Origin of the sequence: Novosphingobium sp. (assembly GCF_030696665.1) — a bacterium.
In the GTDB taxonomy this organism is placed as follows: Bacteria; Pseudomonadota; Alphaproteobacteria; order Sphingomonadales; family Sphingomonadaceae; genus Novosphingobium.
Window position 1 is genome coordinate 1 of record NZ_JAUYRV010000021.1, and the last position, 17,798, is coordinate 17,798.

The 17,798-nt window shown below is 63.2% G+C and carries 13 protein-coding genes; 3 read left to right on the plus strand and 10 right to left on the minus strand.

Features of this window, described 5'->3' with window-relative positions:
* Positions 1-654: 654 nt before the first annotated feature.
* The gene (locus Q8R81_RS04815; protein ID WP_305616322.1) at positions 655-1,860 is read right to left on the minus strand and encodes an MFS transporter; all 1,206 of its coding nucleotides are present in this window, start codon (positions 1,858-1,860) and stop codon (positions 655-657) included.
* Between the two features lie 164 nt (positions 1,861-2,024).
* On the opposite strand from Q8R81_RS04815, the gene Q8R81_RS04820 reads away from it, so the two are divergent.
* On the plus strand, positions 2,025-3,104 hold the full coding sequence (locus Q8R81_RS04820) for a YeiH family protein (RefSeq protein WP_305616310.1): 1,080 nt from the start codon (positions 2,025-2,027) through the stop codon (positions 3,102-3,104).
* Here Q8R81_RS04820 and Q8R81_RS04825 read toward each other — a convergent pair.
* The 9 genes from Q8R81_RS04825 to Q8R81_RS04865 all read right to left on the minus strand — a co-directional run bounded on the left by Q8R81_RS04825 (position 3,101) and on the right by Q8R81_RS04865 (position 15,756).
* On the minus strand, positions 3,101-3,412 hold the full coding sequence (locus tag Q8R81_RS04825; protein ID WP_305616311.1) for a cytochrome C: 312 nt from the start codon (positions 3,410-3,412) through the stop codon (positions 3,101-3,103). The genes Q8R81_RS04820 and Q8R81_RS04825 overlap by 4 nt on opposite strands.
* Positions 3,412-4,590 (minus strand): molybdopterin-dependent oxidoreductase, encoded by a 1,179-nt coding sequence (locus tag Q8R81_RS04830; RefSeq protein ID WP_371135308.1) that lies wholly within the window; start codon positions 4,588-4,590, stop codon positions 3,412-3,414. The genes Q8R81_RS04825 and Q8R81_RS04830 overlap by 1 nt, the downstream gene beginning before the upstream one ends.
* 100 nt (positions 4,591-4,690) lie before the next feature.
* Positions 4,691-7,099: a glycoside hydrolase family 3 protein gene (locus Q8R81_RS04835; protein WP_305616313.1), complete on the minus strand. Its 2,409-nt coding sequence runs from the start codon at positions 7,097-7,099 to the stop codon at positions 4,691-4,693.
* A gap of 89 nt (positions 7,100-7,188) precedes the next feature.
* Entirely contained in the window at positions 7,189-8,355 is a 1,167-nt protein-coding gene (locus tag Q8R81_RS04840) for an MFS transporter (RefSeq protein ID WP_305616314.1), read from the minus strand.
* Entirely contained in the window at positions 8,352-9,428 is a 1,077-nt protein-coding gene (locus Q8R81_RS04845; RefSeq protein ID WP_305616315.1) for a LacI family DNA-binding transcriptional regulator, read from the minus strand. Before Q8R81_RS04845 ends, Q8R81_RS04840 begins: the two co-directional genes overlap by 4 nt.
* Positions 9,429-9,503: 75 nt before the next feature.
* Positions 9,504-11,006 (minus strand): tryptophan halogenase family protein, encoded by a 1,503-nt coding sequence (locus tag Q8R81_RS04850; RefSeq protein ID WP_305616316.1) that lies wholly within the window; start codon positions 11,004-11,006, stop codon positions 9,504-9,506.
* Positions 11,003-12,016 (minus strand): cupin-like domain-containing protein, encoded by a 1,014-nt coding sequence (locus Q8R81_RS04855; protein ID WP_305616317.1) that lies wholly within the window; start codon positions 12,014-12,016, stop codon positions 11,003-11,005. Before Q8R81_RS04855 ends, Q8R81_RS04850 begins: the two co-directional genes overlap by 4 nt.
* Positions 12,003-12,716, minus strand: coding sequence for a SapC family protein (locus Q8R81_RS04860; RefSeq protein ID WP_305616318.1), 714 nt, complete (start codon positions 12,714-12,716; stop codon positions 12,003-12,005). Before Q8R81_RS04860 ends, Q8R81_RS04855 begins: the two co-directional genes overlap by 14 nt.
* A gap of 94 nt (positions 12,717-12,810) precedes the next feature.
* A complete protein-coding gene (locus Q8R81_RS04865; RefSeq protein ID WP_305616319.1) occupies positions 12,811-15,756 on the minus strand; it encodes a TonB-dependent receptor in 2,946 nt (981 codons plus the stop codon).
* 321 nt (positions 15,757-16,077) lie between these two features.
* Between Q8R81_RS04865 and Q8R81_RS04870 the strand changes: the two genes are divergently transcribed.
* Together Q8R81_RS04870 and Q8R81_RS04875 are read left to right on the plus strand one after the other, a co-directional pair.
* Positions 16,078-17,373, plus strand: coding sequence for a DUF3422 domain-containing protein (locus Q8R81_RS04870; protein WP_305616320.1), 1,296 nt, complete (start codon positions 16,078-16,080; stop codon positions 17,371-17,373).
* 44 nt (positions 17,374-17,417) lie between these two features.
* Positions 17,418-17,798: ATP-binding protein (locus Q8R81_RS04875; protein ID WP_305616321.1), on the plus strand; the 381-nt coding region annotated here is incomplete at its 3' end.

Consider the following 17,798-nt stretch of genomic DNA (forward strand, 5'->3'; position numbering starts at 1 on the left):
GAGAGCAGCAAGATGACCTGATCAGAAACGGCAATCGGCGTCGGGAAATCGTCTTCCGCTACGCTACAGCCGCTTCCCCGACGCCGAATAAAACCAGCCTCAAACTGAGGCTTTTTGTTTGAATTGACTGGCCCACTTTTAAACCGGTGGCTGGCCCCATTTTATACCGGCGTTGACATGCGTTATGAGACTGCTGATCTTCAAGCCCCGCTCGGTGCGAGTCTACAGCCTAGCGGTGTTGGCGTTCGCCTCGGCGCTGTCCTTCGGAACACTCTTGGACGAACCGACCAGCGCCTGCGCTTGCGCGCTTGCTGACCCTGGAACGCCAGAGTTTCAAGCCCAACAGGCTTGGCTAAAGGAGGCGAGGAGCGAGCGGCCGATGAAGGCTGCACAGACTTTTGGCTATACTCTTGTTGGCGGGGGTCTTGTGTTTTTGGTATTGACGGGCCTTGGAGTTGCGCTGAGGCCAGTATTAGGCCCTTATGACTAGAATTTTTCGAGTGTCCGGTCCGCTTTCCACCCAGTTGCAGTCATCCGATACCGACTGCGCAAAGCCCAAAAGCAGCCGTCATGCTGAAACAAGTTCAGGGTGACGATGATCGAGAGGCTTGCGCGGCACACCCCTCTCCCCAGAAGGGGCGAGTGCTTTTCTGCCTACTCCCTCGCCGCCAGTTCCAGCTTCGGCAGCATCACCTGAATGAACCCCAGCGCCACCAGATAGGCGCTCCCGCATATCCCGAACAGCGGCCCGTAACCCAGCCCGTTGGTCAGCGACCAACCCGCGAACTCGATGATCCCCGTGCCCGACAGGTTCCCGGCAACCGCCCCCAGCGCGATCACGCTGGCGACGCGGGTGGCGGGGATTACGTCGGCGGTCATGCCGAAGACGTTGGTGGAAAAGCCCTGATGTGCAAACAGGCCAAGGCCGATCAGCACGGCGGCCAGCCACGGATTGTCCGTCAGCAGCGCCAGCGGCATGGCGAGCACGACCAGCGCATAGAACAGCATCGATGTCTTGCGCGCGGCGTTCACGCTGAAGCCCCGGCTCAGCAGGATCGGGTACAGCCCGCCCGAAGTCAGCGCGCCCAGCGCCGCCAGCGTGAAGATGATCGCAATGGGCCATCCCAACGCCCCCTGCCCCAGCCCGAACTGGCGGTTGAAGAAATCGGGCATCCAGAACAGCACGAACCACCACACCGCATCGATGCAGAACTTCGCGCCGATCACCGTCCATGTCTTGCGGTCCCGCAGCAGCACGCCCCACGGCACGCGCGCGCGCTCGGGAATGTTGCCCAGCGGTTTGAGGTTGCGGGTGCCGAACCACCATCCGGCGAGCCACAGAAAACCAAGCGCGCCGGTGACCCAGAACGCCGCCTGCCACCCGAAGGCCAGCGCGAACGGCGGGATCAGCAACGGTGTGAGGATTGCCCCGATATTGGGCGCGGTGTTGATCAACCCGATGGCGAAATTGCGTTCCTTCACCGGAAGATAGATCGCCGCCGCTTTCAGCCCCGCGGGCGTCGAGACGGACTCGCCCGCCGCCAGCACGATCCGCGCGACCACGAACTGTTGCACCGTTTGCGCCAGCGCATGGGCCATGCCCGCCGCACTCCACACGGTGACCGCGATGGCATAGGCCACGCGCACCCCCAACCGGTCGACAAACCAGCCGACGAACAGCAGCGTGCCCGCCGCCGCGATCTGGAACGAGGAGCCAAGGTGCGCGTATTCCGCGTCCGACCAGCCGAACTCCGCCTCAAGCGTAGGCTTGAGCAGCGCCAGCACCTGCCGGTCCACATAGTTCAGCGCATTGCCCAGAAACAGTAGCACCACCAATGCAATGGCCGCTCCTTGCCCCATGCTGGACCCTGCCCCGTTGGCCTTTCCCTGCGTCACGTTGGAATCTCCCGAACATCGGCCGCTGCACGGCGCTTCTTGCTTGCACGATAACCGCTGACGCGCGTAAGGAAAGCATTATGTGACACCGTAGGACATAGAACGGGTCGATCGTGGGAGAACAACACGTGGCGCGGCAGGAAATCGATTGGGATTCACTCCCCTCGGCAGCGGACCTGTTTGGCGAGATGCACCTCGCTGATGTCACCCCCGTTCCCGCCGAACCGCGCGAAACCGTGTTCCACGGCCTAGCCATCTGCGCCATTGCCGCCGCCGCCGCCGCGTGGCTTTCGGAACATTACCACTTCCCCATCATCCTGCTCGGCCTGCTGATCGGCCTTTCACTCAGCTTCGTGGCGCGCGATCCGCGCAGCCACATGGGGCTCGATTTCGCCTCGCGCACCTGCCTGCGCTTCGGCGTGGTGCTGCTCGGATTGCAGGTCACCTTCTCGCAGATCGGATCGCTGGGACCGGCCCCTTTCGCGGCGCTGGTGGCAATCATGACCATCACATTCCTCGCGGGAATCGCAGGCGCAAAGCTGGTCGGCCAATCGCGCTACACCGGCATTCTGGCAGGTGGCGCTACCGCGATCTGCGGCGCAAGCGCGGCGATGGCACTCTATGGCATCATCGGGCGTGAGCGGCTCAGCCAGTCGCAATTTGCCATCACGCTCGTCGTCGTCTCGCTCGCCAGCGCGCTCGCCATGTCGCTCTACCCGATCCTCGCCGAATACCTGCAACTGACGGACAGTCAGGCCGGCTTCCTGATTGGCGCGTCGATCCACGATGTCGCGCAGGCCATCGGCGGCGGCTATGCCTTTTCGGAAAGCGCGGGCAGCTATGCCACCATCGTCAAACTTTCGCGCGTGGCCCTGCTCGCACCCGTGGTGATCGTCACCGGGCTGGTGATCGGCAATGTTGAGCAGAGCAAAGGCGGCCCGGTGTGGAAGCGGCTTGCCCTGCCGTGGTTCATCGTGGCGTTCTTCGGCGTGGTCCTGCTCAATTCGCTGGTCCCCATCCCAGCCCCTGCCCGCGATGCGGCGCTCAGCGGATCGAAAGGCCTGCTGCTGATCGCAGTGATCGCCACCGCCATGCGCAGCCGTCTGGACCTGCTGATGGAAACCGGTTTGAAGCCCGCCATTCCCGTGGCCATCGCCACGGTGGTGAGCTTCGTGGCCTCGCTGGCTGCTGCGTTGCTGGTGGGCTAACCAAACCGCTTCGCCAGAACCTCCGCCACCGCATCAGCATCAGCCGGTTCCAGCGGCGCTTTGTAAACGTTGACCATCTTCGCCACTGCATCGCGCCAGAACTGCGCGCCTTTGCCGCGTGGCTGGGTGGTGATGTATTCCAGCGAATGACAGGTGGAACAGGCCACCACCACTGGCTCGCCCGCTTCGTCAGCCAATTCTGCAGGCACAGCCTCTTCCGGCATTTCGAACGTTACGGGCTTTGCGCCCGATGCACCGACTGAAATCGCCAATGCCGCAAACCCGGCGGAAAGAACCAGCGCCCGCATCAAACCGCCTCCACCATGATCGCCTCAACCGGATTGTGCATATATCCGGCAGGCTGCCAGAGTGCAGTGAGCGGCTGAACGTCACCACTCGCCGTTTCAGCCCGCACTTTCACCGCATGCTTGCCCGCCGCGAGCGTCACGCCAAGCCGCCATTCCCGGAAGGAATAACGCCCCAGATCATCGCCCAACCGCGCCTCTTGCCACGCGCGCCCCTCATCCGCCGAAACCATGACCCGCTTCACCGGATCACCCCCGGCAAAGGCTATGCCGCGCAGTTCCGTGACGCTCGCCGCGTTCACCCGCGCGCCGTCAACGTGGCTGGTGACAAAAGACCGAACATTGAAACGCCCGATCGGCTTGGTCTTGTCAGGCTTCTGCCCCGGCTCCACGCAATTGCAGTCGTTGTCGGGGATGCGATAGGCCGTCTTCATCCAGTAGCCATCGTACTGCGCATCCACGACATTGATCTCGTCCAGATGCTTCACCCAATAGGTGCCGTAATGGCCCGGCACGATCAGCCGCAGCGGATAGCCATTCAGGAACGGCAGATCCGCGCCATTCATCTGGAACGCCACCATCACCTCGCCATCCAAGGCATGGTCCAGATCGAGCGCCTTGACGAAATCGGGAATGCCATCGAGCGGCGGATTATCAAGCCCGTTGAAGGTCACCTGCCGCGCGCCTTCACGAAGCCCTGCCTTTTCAAGCAGATGCTTCAGCGCCACACCACGCCAGCGCGCATTGCCCATCGCCCCGTTGCCAAGCTGCCCGCCGCCGACGCGTGGTTGCACAAAGCCGCGGCTGTTGCCCGAACACTGGTTCACCGCCACGATCTCGCTCACCGGAAAATCGCGCTTCAGACTGGCGAGCGACAATTCCAGTGGCTTGGCCACATGCCCGCCCACCTTGAGCCGGAACGCGCTCGGATCGATCACCGTCGGCAGGCCGGAGAGGTGATAGCGCACAAAGAAAGCATCGTTGGGCGTAAGCAGCCCCTCATTGAACACCGAAAACGGCGTTTCCAGCTGCGGCGGGCGGGTGGTGAGCAGGATCATCTCCCGCTTTTGCGGCATCCGCACCAATGGCCGCGCGCCGTTGCCGAACGGCAACGTCACCTCGCGCTCAGCCGCGAGGGCCGGACCGCCAAACGCCGCGACACCGGCTCCGGCAAGAAACATTCTGCGGTCGAACACGGCCAATTCCTCTCCGGCTGCGCTGGGATTCTCACCGTCTTTTCGCCCAACCGGAGCGGTATGTCCACCGGTAGTCAGAAACCCCCTATTTCGCGAGCGGAGGACAGGCAATCGCCTCGCCCACGCCCTCGATCCCGGCATTGCGGATGCTCACGACAAAACCCTTGTCCGCGCCCAGCCGCAAAGGCTGACCAATCGCCGCCATCTTCGCGCCACGCGCAGCAAAGCAGGTCAACGGAATGCGCATCATGCCGGTCTGGCCCGCCGCTGGAAGCAATTCGCTGACGTCCAGCGCAACGCCGCCAAACGAAGCCGTCACCGGCCCGGATCCACGTGCATCCAGCCGCCAGTCGAGCCGCAGCACGTAGCCGCCGTTCACCTGCCGCTGGACATCAATCGGCGGACCATCGAGCGCAAATGCACCCTTCCCGGCCCAAGTGAACTGCCGTCCATCCTCCTGCGCCGACACGTCCACCGAACGCATCGTGACCACGCTATCAAGCCCCAGTCGCCACGGCTCGATCACCTTGCCCGCGCGGATATAGGTCGTCTCGCTGAGCGCCGGGCCGACCTCCACACGCGGGTCTTCATTGACTGGCCGAAGCTTTGCTGGCTTGGCATAGGACAAGCCGTGCCCCACCTTGAAAAGCGGATCGACCATCGGCGCGCGGGCATCCTGCGGCCAGTCGAACGACAGCGTTCCGGTGAAATCGCGCTTGGGCTTGCCATCGCGCCCTGCCACCAGAACATCGGCTACGCCCTGCCCCTGCGAACCCGGCTGCCATGCTGCGACGAAAGCGTCGGCAAGATTCATCGCCTTGCCCACGAACATCGGACGGCCCGAGAGGAACACGGCAACGACAGGAATGCCCCGGTCTTTAAGCGACTTGATCAGTTCCAGTTCGCCGGAAAGAGGTTGAAACATCAGGTTGGACAAGTCCCCCTGAAACTCGGCATAGGGCTGTTCGCCAAACACCACGACGGCAATGTCGGGCTTTTGCGCGCCCGGGATTGCCACAATTTCAGCTTTGCCGCCCGCATCGGTCACCGCATCGACAATCGCGCGGCCTATCGTGCGGCCTTTGGGGAAATCGGCGGCGATGGTGTCGGTGCCCTGCCAGGTGATCGTCCAGCCGCCTGCCTGCATCGCCATGCTATCTGCCCCCGGCCCGGTCACCAGCACGTTCGCAACGGGACGGATCGGCAGTACGGAGCCTTCGTTCTTGAGCAGCACCAAGGACTTGGCGACGGCTTCGCGCGCAACTTCGAGGTGCCTGTCCGCCCCCAGCATTGCCGGATCGCCGCGCTCGACCCGCTTTGTCCCCATCAGGCCCAGCTTGAACTTCACCCGCAGATTGCGGCGGACGGCGTCGTCCAACCGCGCCATCGGGATCGTCCCGTCGCGCGCTTGCTTTAACGTGTTGTCGAACAAGGCTTTCCAACTGTCGGGGGCCATGTAGAGGTCCAGCCCGGCGTTGATCGCGGCGGCGCAATCGGTGGGGGTGCAGCCGGAAATCTGACCGTGGCCGTTCCAGTCCCCCACAACAAGCCCTTCAAAACCCATGCGCTTTTTCAGCACATCGGTCAGCAGCGAGCGATTGCCGTGGTTCTTCACGCCGTTCCAGCTGGAGAAGCTGGCCATGACCGTCAGCGCGCCTGCGTTGATCGCCGGGGCATAGCCTGCGCCGTGGACCGCCACGAGTTCCTCTTCGGAAATCTGCGCGTCGCCCTGGTCCTTGCCGCCTGCCGTGCCGCCATCGGCAAGGAAGTGTTTGGCGCTGGCGGCGACCTTGTTTGCGGGCAATTCCTGAACTGCACCTAGACGCCCCTGAAGTGCCTCTACCATCACCGAAGAGTACTCGGCGATCAGCTTGGGGTCGCTCGAATAGCCTTCATACGCACGTCCCCAACGTAGGTCTTGCGGCACCGCCAAAGTGGGTGCGAAGGTCCACTCGATTCCGGTCGCGGCAATCTCTTCGGCTGTCGCTTCACCGATACGCCGGATCAGATCCGGGTCATGCGTGGCGCCCAAACCGATGTTGTGGGGAAAGATCGTTGCGCCCGGCACGTTGGAGTGGCCGTGGACGGCATCGACGCCGAACAGGATGGGAATTCCGGCTCCGGCATTGCGGGATGCGGCGCGGTATTCCTGCACCAGTTTCAACCACTTGGCGGCGTCCGCGCGTTCATCGCCGTAAGGACCGCTGTTGCCGCCCGCAAGGATCGAACCGAGCGGATAGCGTTGCAGATCGGCGGGCGTCATGGCGCTGATGTCACCCTGAATGACCTGCCCAACCTTCTGTTCCAGCGTCATTTTCTTGATCAGCCGATCAATCTCGCGTTCCGTCTTGGGCGAAGTAATTGCCAAGGGGCTGTGTGCAGCGGGCCACTTCATGGGATCGGCAGTGCCGCTCCCCTGCGCGTGCAGCGCGGTGGTGCCGAGCAGCAGCGGCAGAACCACCATTCCGGCGCGCGCTTTCCAACCTTTCGACATCGACTTCCCCAACTTCTGTGAACGTTCTCAATCGCAAGCATTTCACACGCCAGCGGCCAGAAATCAAGCCTTTCAGCAGGCTTTTGCGATCAGCGGGAAAGCAGCGCCATTGCGGCCAGCGCGAGGACTGCCAGCACTACGAACAGCCCCGCAAATCCCAGCGTCGGCACAAGCGCCAAGGTGAGCGAGGGCACCACCAGCGAGGGAATCGTGTTGGTAAGGTTGAACAATCCCAGATCGCGCCCGCGCCGCGTGCTGTCTGGCAGGACGCGCAGGGTGTGGGCGCTGTGGAGCGCGAGGAAAACCGAGGTGGACAGGCCGAACAGCAGGTATCCACCGATCACGCCTTCACGGCCCGATGCCAGCGCCATGACCATCAGGCCAGCCGCCGCTCCGCCCGATGCGAGTGCGAGTGGCAGGACCGGCTTGCTCCGGCGATCTGCCCACCGTCCCGCAACCAGCGCGGTCAGCGCGCCAATCACCATCGCGGTGAGCAGGACGCGGGCGATGGCGTTATCGGGCAAGCTTGGATCGACCGTGCGCAGCCAGAGGTAGAAATAGGCGAATAACGCGGCTTCGGAGACTTGCACGAGCAGCCGCGCGAACCACATGCGCGTGGCCATGCCGCGCAGGACTTTGCGGGCGACTGCGCTGCCTTCGCTGATTGGGGTGGCCGATTGTTGCGCGCCCTCTTCACCCAACAACACCAGCGGCATCACGCAGCCGACAACGAGCGCGCCGACCAAGCCAAAGCGCTGCGGCAAGTCAGCCACGCCGGGGATCGTGACGAGTGCTCCGGCCAGCGCGCCCGAAGCAGGCGCAAAGGCAAGCAGGCCGCCGAGCAGGCCACGGCGCGCTTCGGGAACGCGATCTCCGGCCCATGCGGACAGCGGGCCGAGCATGATGTTAAGGCCAACCTGCCAGAGGACGATCACAGTTGTCAGCGCCGACAGTGTTGCAGCATGCGGCATGGTGAGCAGCATGGCGGTGGACAGCGCCAGCCCCGCCAGCACGAACGGCCTGCGCTTTCCGGCAAGGTCGCTGATCCAGCCTGCCGCGATGTTGGACGCGCTGGCGATGATTGCGCCGGTGAACGTGGTCAGTGCCAGCCAGCGCATTGCCTCTTCGCCCGCCAGTCGCTCAACGTGCATCGGCAGGAGCAAGGTGAGCAGCGGGACGTAGCCGACGGTCGCCCCCGCCCATGCAAGTGCATAGAGCGCCAGAAACCGCCGGTCGCGGGCGGCTTGATCCTTCACGATTCCTGCAGGCAATCCGCCGGAGCGGCAGTCGATCCGCGCACCTCGAAGCCCATCGGGATCATCACCGGCTCCGGCGTGCCGTTATCCCCGCGCTGCGCTGCAATCAGCATGCGCACAGCGGTTGCCGTGGTTTCGGCAATGGGCTGATCTACCGCCGTCAGCGGCGGGCGCGTGAAGCGCACGAGCGGGGTGTTGTCGAAGCTGACCAGCGAAAGATCTGCCGGGATGGCAAGGCCAAGCTCCGCTGCGATTTCAACTGTGGCGAGCGCCATCTGGTCGTTGCTGGCAATGATCGCGCTGGGTCTGTCAGGGCGCGCGAGCAGCGCGCGAGCGGCGCGCACGCCCGATGCGTAGGTGAAATCGCCCGCTTCGAGCAGGCCTGCGCCATCCAGACCGGCCGCTTCCAGTTCAGCACGCCAGCCATCGACGCGGGTTCCGGCGAGGCGATATTCTGCCGGGCCGGAGATCATCCCGATGCGGCGATGCCCAAGGTCCAGCAGATGGCGCGTCGCGAGCCGCGCGCCGCCCTCATCGTCCATCGAAACGCAGATGCCCTCAGGCAAATCATCCACTGTCTGCGCGCCAATCCGCGCAAAGGGGATGTTGTGACGAGCCAGCGTTTCGAGGATCTGCGGGTTGTCCGAATGCGGCGGGGTGAGGATTGCACCATCGGGCTGGAGCGCGGCGATGGCAGCGCCAAGTTCGCGTTCAACGTGATCGTTGTGGGTATCAACCAGTTCGAAAATCAGGCGATAGCCGTGCTCTGCACATTCGAGCATGCCGCCCAGCAGCATCTGGTCCACCCAGTCCGTGCCCTGCCGCGCGCGCCAATCGGCAATCGTGCGTTCGCGGTCATTCAGGGCGAGGATCAGGTAGGAGCGCGATCCGCTCATCCGCTGCGCCGCGATCGAGGGAACATAGCCCAGCTTGTCGATCGAGGCCTGAACTTTCCCGCGCATTTCGGGCCGGACGTTGGCCTCGTTGTTTATCACGCGGCTGACCGTCTGGAGCGAAACGCCCGCATCAGCCGCCACGTGCTTGATCGTTACCGCCTGCCGCCTGCGCGCCATCGTGTCTTAACTACCCCTCTGACCAAGCACCCGCGCCCTTGGTAGGCTGGGAAACGGTATTGTGACAAGTATTGCTCACGCAGCGACCGGTACGTCGGCTCCGCAATAGCGCGCGACGTAGTCTCCGTGGGCGGGCAGCGCGGCGACCGTACGGGCCACCTGTTCGCGCAGAGTGCCGAGCAAGTGCGCCATTTCCTCGTCGCGCAGCTTGGCGGCGACGGGGTGGTGGCTTTGCGGAATGATCCCCTGCCCCATCATCACCTGCACCCACGAGTTTTCGGCGAAAAGCTCCTCGTTCTTGCGGAACACACGCCCGGTTTCGCGGAACAGTTCGATCTTGTGCGTGAGGCTTTCAGGCACATCCATCGCCGCCACGTGCCGCCAGAACGGCGTGTCACGGCGGTCGGTGACCTTGTAGTGCAGGACGAGGAAATCGCGGATCTGCTCCATGTCTGTGAACTGCTGGTCGTTGAATTCGTCGATATCGCGCTGGCTGATTTCGCCTGCCGGAAGCATCCGCACGATGCGCAGGATCGCGCGCTGGATCAGGTGGATCGAGGTGCTTTCCAGCGGCTCCATGAACCCGCCCGACAGGCCCACGGCCACGCAATTGCGGTGCCATTGCTTGCGCCGTGCGCCGGTGCGGAAGCGGATGTGATTGGGTTTTACCAGCTTTTCGCCCTCCACCGTGGAGAGCAGCTTTTCCAGCGCGGCATCATGGCCGAGGAAATCGCTGCAATAGACCACGCCGTTGCCCTGCCGGTGCTGCAGCGGAATGCGCCATTGCCAGCCCGCCTCATGCGCGATGGCGCGGGTATAGGGCACGGGAGGACGGACGCTGGCGGTCTGGATCGCGATGGCGCTGTCGCAGGGGAGCCAGTGGGTCCAATCGTCGTAACCGACACGCAGCGCGCCTTCGATCAGGAGCGCGCGAAAGCCGGTGCAATCGATGAACAGATTGCCTTCGATGCGCTCGCCGCTTTCGAGCAGGAGCGCTGCGATATCGCCGGTTTCGCCGTCCAGCTGGACTTGCGCGATTTTGCCTTCGACCCGCTTTGTGCCGTCAGCCTCGGCCATCGTGCGCAGGAAGCGGGCGTAGAGGCCGGAATCGAGTTGGTAAGCGTAATTCATGCGGTCTTCGGGCAAATGGGCAAAGCGGCTTGCCTCCGCCGCCTTCAGTTCCAGGCAGTATTCGCTGTACGGGGCGGTGTGGCCACGTGTCAGACCGTTCATCCAGAAGTGCTGGAAGCCCGCTGACCAATGATCCTTTCCGGTGCCGCCGAACGAGTGGAAATAGGCCTCGCCGGGGACGCGCCAGTTTTCGAAATTGATGCCGAGTTTGAACGTGGCCTGCGTGGCCCGCATGAAATCGGCCTCGTTGATGCCGAGGATGCGGTTGTAGGCGACGAGCGGCGGGATCGTGCTTTCACCCACGCCGATGGTGCCGATCTGCTCGCTTTCCACCAGCGTGACAGTGGCAACCGGACCGAGCGTGCGGGCGAGCGCGGCGGCGGTCATCCACCCGGCGGTGCCACCTCCGGCGATCACGATGCGGCGAGGCAAGTGGGTTGCGGTCATTGGCTGAGGCTCCTGAGAAGGAACTGCTGGAGGCGCTGGGCGATGCGCGCGTCGATGGGGCCGAGGATGCCCTGCCCGGTGTCTGGCACATGGGCACGAGCTGCCTCGCCACCGGAGAAGACATAGTGTTCGAACATATCGCGCCAGATTGCGCGCTCGGCCTCGGGCAAGTCGCGGATCGCCATGATGGCGTGTGTCATCGCAGTCTGGGGCTGGCCGAGGAAGCGCGGTGTATCGCGCCACCAGTAGTTGACCAGAACGTTGAACGGCGCGGTGGCATCGACGTGGTGATACCACAGCGAGGGGATGAACAGCGCATCGCCCGGTTGCAGGTCTGCCACTTGTGCGTGGGCCAGTGCGTCGCGGTAACGCGGGTGCTGTTCGAAATTCGGGTTGTCGAAATCGACGAGTGAGATGGGCCGACCCGCTGGCGTGATGTCCAGCGGGCCGAGGTAGAGGTTTGCGAACTGATCGGGCGGGAACACCGTGAAGCGGCGCTGTCCGACAGCGCAGCATGCCAGATTGCGCGGGTGATCGTTGTGCGCGGCAATGCGCGTGGCGTTGCCGATCCAGATCGAGGCGAGCGCGTCCTGCGGCACGGCGGGGACGTGGTTGGCCTGATGCAGGCCATCGAAATAGCGGTGAATGTCGATGGAACCGAGATAGACGGTCGGCACTTCGTGGGCGGCGCGGCCTTCGGCCTTGTCGAACCCGGCGAAGATGTCGGCAAGGCGTCCGGTCCCCATGCGGAAGTTGACGTCCATCGCCTCGTCATAGAACAGCCGTCCACCCTTGTCGGGATCGGCGATGGAGACCGGCAGATCGACCGGGCGGGCATGGGCGGCAAGATAGGAGCGCGCTTCCTTTGCCGAGGCAAGGCCGGCTGCGGCCAGCGGCCAATCGCGCACCAGGCCGCGTACCACGAACGGCTCTTGCCCGCTGGCGATCAGGCCGGGCAGATCCGCTGCCGCAACCTCTCGCACCGGGGGCAAGGCCTCAGCTTGCGCCAAGACCGGACTTGCGCGCGATGAGATCGGCAAAGCGTCCGACCGAAGCAACAGCCATGAACAGAGGCATCAGGTGACCGGCGGCGTGCAGTTCGCCCAGCACATCGGCGGGAAGCGTGCGCAGGCGCTCTTCATTGATCGTGTGAAAGCCGACCAGCGACTGGTGCGAACCATCAGGCTGCGGCACTTCGAGCGCGAAAAGCTCAAGCAGTTCGTGCCGCTCCAGCGCTTCAAGGAAAGCGTCCGAAGCCTGATAGGCGGCATCGAGGTCGCCAAGGTTCTGCGCCACGTCTTCCAGCAGCGCGGTCGGATTGCCCATGTCGTCGAACAGGCGCTCACCTTCGGTTTCCGAAACACGCGGGCTGGCAAGGTCGATGTGGACTTGCGGTGTGGCGTCAGGGTCCGCGTTGCGGCCGATCAGGAACGGCTGAACGGCATGGGCCAGCGGCAACCACGGCGCATCCCAGCCATTGTCGCGCACGAACAGGTTCTCGCCATTGGCAAACCCGAACAAGGCGAGCGCTGACATGCGCCCAGTTCCGAGATCGCGCCGGAACACGATGGGATAGTGCGCCTGCGCGCGGCGGAATTCGGCAGGCATGACAAGGCAGGCCATCACCGCATCGCCCAGCGCCGACGCCCGGGCAGTGCGGACGCGCAAGTGGCGGTGTTTCAACGAATCGAGAACAGCGTGCTGGGTCATGGGTGTGCCATTTTCAGGAGAACGGCCGGACCTTTCGGCCCGGCCTTTTCCCATTGTGCCTGAACGTTATCAAGGCTTGAACGTTATCAAGACCTCAGAAGTTTACGCGCGCACCGATCTGGTAACGGGCATAGCCCGGCGAGGCGAAGAACACGTTGTTGGTGCTGCGCAGATGGCCCCGGCGGCTGGCGCCGGTCACGTTGATACCTTCGACGAACACGGTGTAGCCCTTCTTGAACTCCCAGCTCGCGCTGGCATCGACCTGGCCATAAGCCTCGATGTAGAACGGGTTGGGTCCGGTGCCGCCAAGGAACTTGTCGCGCCAGTTGTAAGCCACGCGGGCCTGCAAGCCGTTCTTGTCATAGAACAGCACGGCGTTGGCGCTGTCTGACAGGCCGGTCAGCGCAAACTGCGGCACACTGGACGGCTGCGTGTTGTCATAACGCGCATCGCCCTTGACCACGGTGTAGTTCAGCATCGTGCCGAAGCCGGTGTCCCAGAAGCTGTGCTGCACGGCAAATTCAAAGCCATAAAGGTGCGCTGCCTGATCCGAGTTGATCGGCGTGGTGATCTGGAAGTTCACCGCGTTGTCTTCAGGCAGGCCAAGGATCTTGCCGGTATAGTTGCCGGTCACCGGATCGAAGCTGTCAACCACGACCGAGCCGGGGTTGTTGGCGAAGATGTAGTTGCGGATCGCGGTCGTGCTGGCGTTGGCACCCAGCGCGCCGATGGCAGCACGATAGCGGGGGCCGTCAGCGGGGTTGGTCAGGCCGAAGGCTTCGCTATCGATCCGGTCCTGCGCGATGAAGTTGCGCACGCGCTTGTCAAAGAAGCCGACCGAAAGGTAGCTGGCCTTGTCGTAGTACCATTCAGCCGAAACATCGATGTTCTTCGACTTGTAGGGGTTCAGCCCCGGATTGCCTTGGCTGCCAAAGCCGCCACCGATGCGGAACAGCTGGTCCACAGTGCGCCCGCCCTGCATCGAGGCATAATCGGGCCGGGTGATGGTGTGGCTGTAGCTGGCACGGACCTTGACGTTCTCCACCGGTTCGAAATCGAAATCGATAGCCGGGAGCCAGTTTTCATAGCTGCCCGTGAACGTGGTGAAATCGCTGTTCGGACCATAGACGAGGTTGAACTCGTTGGCCGAAACCCACTGCGTGCCGGTGGGGATCGGCACCAGCGCAGACGAGGTGATGTTCGTCTTTTCATAGCGCAGACCGGCGCGGAAGTGTGCGGGGTTCTGGAACAGGTCGAACTTGGTGTTGGCCTGAAGATAAGGCGCAACGGTGCGCTCGCGGATGCGGCGGTCGGTGTTGAAGGGTGACAGGCAGTTGTTGTCGCCACCGCAGATGCCGTTCAGGTCATCGAGGAATTTGACCATGTTCTCGAAATTGAACTTGTAGAAGCTCTGGATCATCGCCGGATCGCTGGCACCCGAAAGGCCCTCGAACTTGTCGGGCAGGGTTTCCAGCGTGAACAGGTCATCCGGCATCTGCGCCTTGGTGGTGGAGCCACCCCAGGTGTCGTTCTGGATGAAGCCATAGGCCGAGCGCACCTTGTTCTCGGTGTAGACCACGCCGAAATCGAGGCTTTCGAGGACCGAATCGTCAAAGTCCCAGCCGCCGCGCAGCTGGCCTTCGTTGATCTCGTCGCGGAAGAAGGCGTTGCGGAAGGAGTTGCCGGTGGCCTGAATGTTTCCGGCGTTCAGCGCGTCGATGCCGGGGTGCATGGTGTAGGAGATGACTGGCAGGTCGTTCTCGTAGTTCACCGTCTGCTGGGCCACGCCGAACACTGCGGTGCCGACCGAGGTGCTGGTGCCATAGGGGTTGTTCGCGCCCGACTGTGCGGTCGAATGGTGCGCGTCGAGTTCGAGCCGCAGGCCGAAATCGCTTTCCCACTTCAGGTTGCCGCCGATAGAATTGTTCTCCGAACGGTTCTCGGTCAGCGCGCCGGAATAGGACAAGTCCTTGCCTTCTGCCGCGCCGAAGCGTTCGGAATAGAAGATCGGGCCTGCCACCGGACCATCGGTCCATGCGCTGGAAACGTCGTTGAAGTTGAACCACACGCCAACGTTGGAATTGCGCACCTGCACGGTGTTGCTCGAATAAGTATAGTCGAACGTCGCGGTCAGGTTGTCAGCCAGGCGGGCCTGCAGCACGAGCTGGCCATTGAGGCGCTCACGGTCAATGTCGTTCAGGTCATAGCTGGCATTCTGCTGCACCTGATAAACGTCGGTCGGCCCCGGACGGTTGGTGATGTTGGCAGCCCGCGGATCGCCCGCCTGCGGCAGCGAGCCCCAGTTGTTTTCGGACCCGAGATAACCGTCGCGCCAGCCGACATTGGCCTGATTGACGCTGGCCTTGCGCTTCTGCCACGTGCCGGTGACGAGCACGCCGAACATATCGTCTTCGCCAAAGGTGGCCGAGACGATCCCCGAGACTTCCGGCGTGATCTCCGTCCCCTGATTGTACGAAGTATCATAGACACCGCGCGCGGCGAGACTGCCGGAAACACCCGGCTTGTCGAGCGGACGCGGGGTCTTGATGTTGATGGTGGAACCGATGCCGCCGGTAGGGAGGATCGCGCGGCCGGACTTGTAGACCTCGACGCCCGAAATGCCTTCCGAAGCGAGGTTGGCGAAATCGAACGAGCGGGTGGACGGCGCGCTGGCACCATCGCCGAGCGACGACGTGGGCATCTGACGCCCGTTGAGCAGCACGAGATTGAATTCCGGGCCGAAACCGCGAACGGTCACGGTCGATCCTTCGCCATTCGAACGGTCGATCGACACGCCGGTAATGCGCTGCAGTGATTCGGCAAGGTTCGTATCGGGGAACTTGCCGATGTCTTCGGCAGAGATCGCATCGACAACGCCCTGCGCGCTGCGCTTGATGTTCAGCGCCTGCGTGAGCGAGGCGCGAATCCCGGTGACGACGATGCCTTCACCTTCCGGTTCAGCAGCCGCCTGTGGCTCTGCCGAAGCGGCATCCTGCGCCAGCGCCGACTGGCCGACCAGAGCCAGCGCAAGGGCAGCCATGCTTGACGCACGGACAGCAATGGAACGGGTCGTGGAAACTCTCATGGTCCTCCCCCTTCTCCGGCTGCGAAGTTCGTTTTCGTAGCTCGGATGCAAACATGCAGACGGACGCCGATACGTCGTCTTGTGAACGTTCACCTAAATGAGAACGTTCACGTGGTCAAGCGAGATGACGGCACTTGCCCCCACTGCATCGTACTTTGGGCCAAGACTCCACGGTATTGCGGGCAGTGGGGCGGGATTCCGTTTGGCGCGTCTGATGAGTTGGCATAACTTCAATCGCAAGCGGCACGTGCGGCCAAACCGCATCAAATGCGCCGCATGACAGGGGAGATTCGCCGCTTGCGCGATCATGAACTCAGGCGCCGCGCGGTTGGCGAAATGCACTTGCGCCGCTGGCCGGTGCTGCCAGTGCCCTGCCATATCGTGCAATGGGTGCTCGCTGTAGAGGACGAGGAGCGGGCAGAGGAATTGGCCGCCATCGAACTTAAGTGCGAGGCACACGATGCGGTTGGCAATCCCTCGCACCGCGAAGGGCGGATCAACGCCTCGGTCACGTTCACGTGGGAACGTCAGAGCGAAGGCAGCAGCCTGACACTGTTTGCCACGCCTTGTGATGAGAATGGCTTTCTCGAAGCAGGGACTGATCCGATGATCGCCGCAGCCATCGACTGGGCGCAAACCCTGCCCGGACAGGTCATCCGCAGCACCCGCGTCTGGCTTGGCAAGGACGATGCCCAAGTGGAGCGCATGCTCGACCGGCAATCGCTCAACCGCGACGAGCTTGTTTCGAGCATGCTGGACGGAGGCATCCGCATCTGGTCGGATTTCCGCATCATGGACGATGGCTTTGGCCGCTTGCTGGTGGCGGCAAACGGGGCAGACCCGCGCGATCTGACACGGCAGATGCAGCGGATGCAGGAACTGGGCAACTATCGCAACAAGGCGCTGCTTGGCCTGCCGGTGGCGCGCGAATGCTGGCCAAAACTTGATGCTGCCGAAGCGCGCTTGCGCATTCTGGCAGACCGCCTTGCGAACAGCGACGCGCGCGATGACAGCCTGCTTGAGGAACTGTCCGGCCTCGCGCTCGATCTCGCCTCGGTATCCACCGCCATCTCGTTCCGCATGGACGCGACGCGCGCCTATGGCCAGATCGTGGAGGAACGACTCGACCAGCTAAACGTGCGCCCCGTCGAAGGCTTCGCCTCGCTGGTCGATTTCACCCAGCGCCGCTTTCGCCCTGCGATGAACACCTGCCTTGCCACCAACGAGCGCGTCGAACGACTCGGCGCGCGTACCGAACAACTGGCATCGCTGCTGCGCGCACGGATCGATACGCGGATCGAGAACCAGAATGCCGAGCTGCTGCGCTCGATGGAGCAGTCGATCTCGATGCAGGCGCGGTTGCAGCAACTGGTCGAAGGTCTCTCGGCAGTCGCCCTCAGCTACTATGTGCTGGGCCTGCTCAAATACGCGCTTCATTCGGTGCCGGACGATGTTCTGGGGGTGTCCGACGATTTCCTGATCGGGCTGCTGGTAGTTCCGCTGGTGCTGGGCGTGTGGTGGACGATGCACACCTTGAAGGACCGCTTGATCAAGACCTCGAACCGGAAATAATTCCGCTTGTCGTGACGCTTTATTGTGTCCAGAGTGTTGGACAGATGGCGCGCTTCCCCTTCTCTGCAATCGTCGGTCAGGACGAGATGAAGCTCGCGCTGCTGATCGCAGCGGTCGATCCCACCATCGGCGGGGTCATGGTGTTCGGCGATCGGGGGACGGGAAAATCAACCGCTGCCCGCGCGCTCGCCAGCCTGCTGCCGCCAATCATGGTGATGGACGGTTGCCGGTTCGGCTGCTCGCCCGAAAGCCCGCGCGCCTGCCCCGGCCCGTGCGAAGGGACAAAGGCCAGCAAGCGCCCTGTTCCGTTCGTAGACTTGCCGCTGGGCGCAACCGAAGACCGCGTGCTTGGCTCGCTCGATCTGGAACGCGCGTTGCGTACCGGCGAAAAGGTGTTCGAACCAGGCCTGCTCGCCCGCGCCCAT

Coding starts and splice junctions, on each gene's coding strand:
- Q8R81_RS04815 (WP_305616322.1), bottom strand. CDS start 1,860: ATGGGGCAAGGAGCGGCCATTGCATTGGTGGTGCTACTGTTTCTGGGC.
- Q8R81_RS04825 (WP_305616311.1), bottom strand. CDS start 3,412: ATGCGGGCGCTGGTTCTTTCCGCCGGGTTTGCGGCATTGGCGATTTCA.
- Q8R81_RS04830 (WP_371135308.1), bottom strand. CDS start 4,590: ATGTTTCTTGCCGGAGCCGGTGTCGCGGCGTTTGGCGGTCCGGCCCTC.
- Q8R81_RS04835 (WP_305616313.1), bottom strand. CDS start 7,099: ATGTCGAAAGGTTGGAAAGCGCGCGCCGGAATGGTGGTTCTGCCGCTG.
- Q8R81_RS04845 (WP_305616315.1), bottom strand. CDS start 9,428: ATGGCGCGCAGGCGGCAGGCGGTAACGATCAAGCACGTGGCGGCTGAT.
- Q8R81_RS04850 (WP_305616316.1), bottom strand. CDS start 11,006: ATGACCGCAACCCACTTGCCTCGCCGCATCGTGATCGCCGGAGGTGGC.
- Q8R81_RS04860 (WP_305616318.1), bottom strand. CDS start 12,716: ATGACCCAGCACGCTGTTCTCGATTCGTTGAAACACCGCCACTTGCGC.
- Q8R81_RS04865 (WP_305616319.1), bottom strand. CDS start 15,756: ATGGCTGCCCTTGCGCTGGCTCTGGTCGGCCAGTCGGCGCTGGCGCAG.
- Q8R81_RS04870 (WP_305616320.1), top strand. CDS start 16,078: ATGACAGGGGAGATTCGCCGCTTGCGCGATCATGAACTCAGGCGCCGC.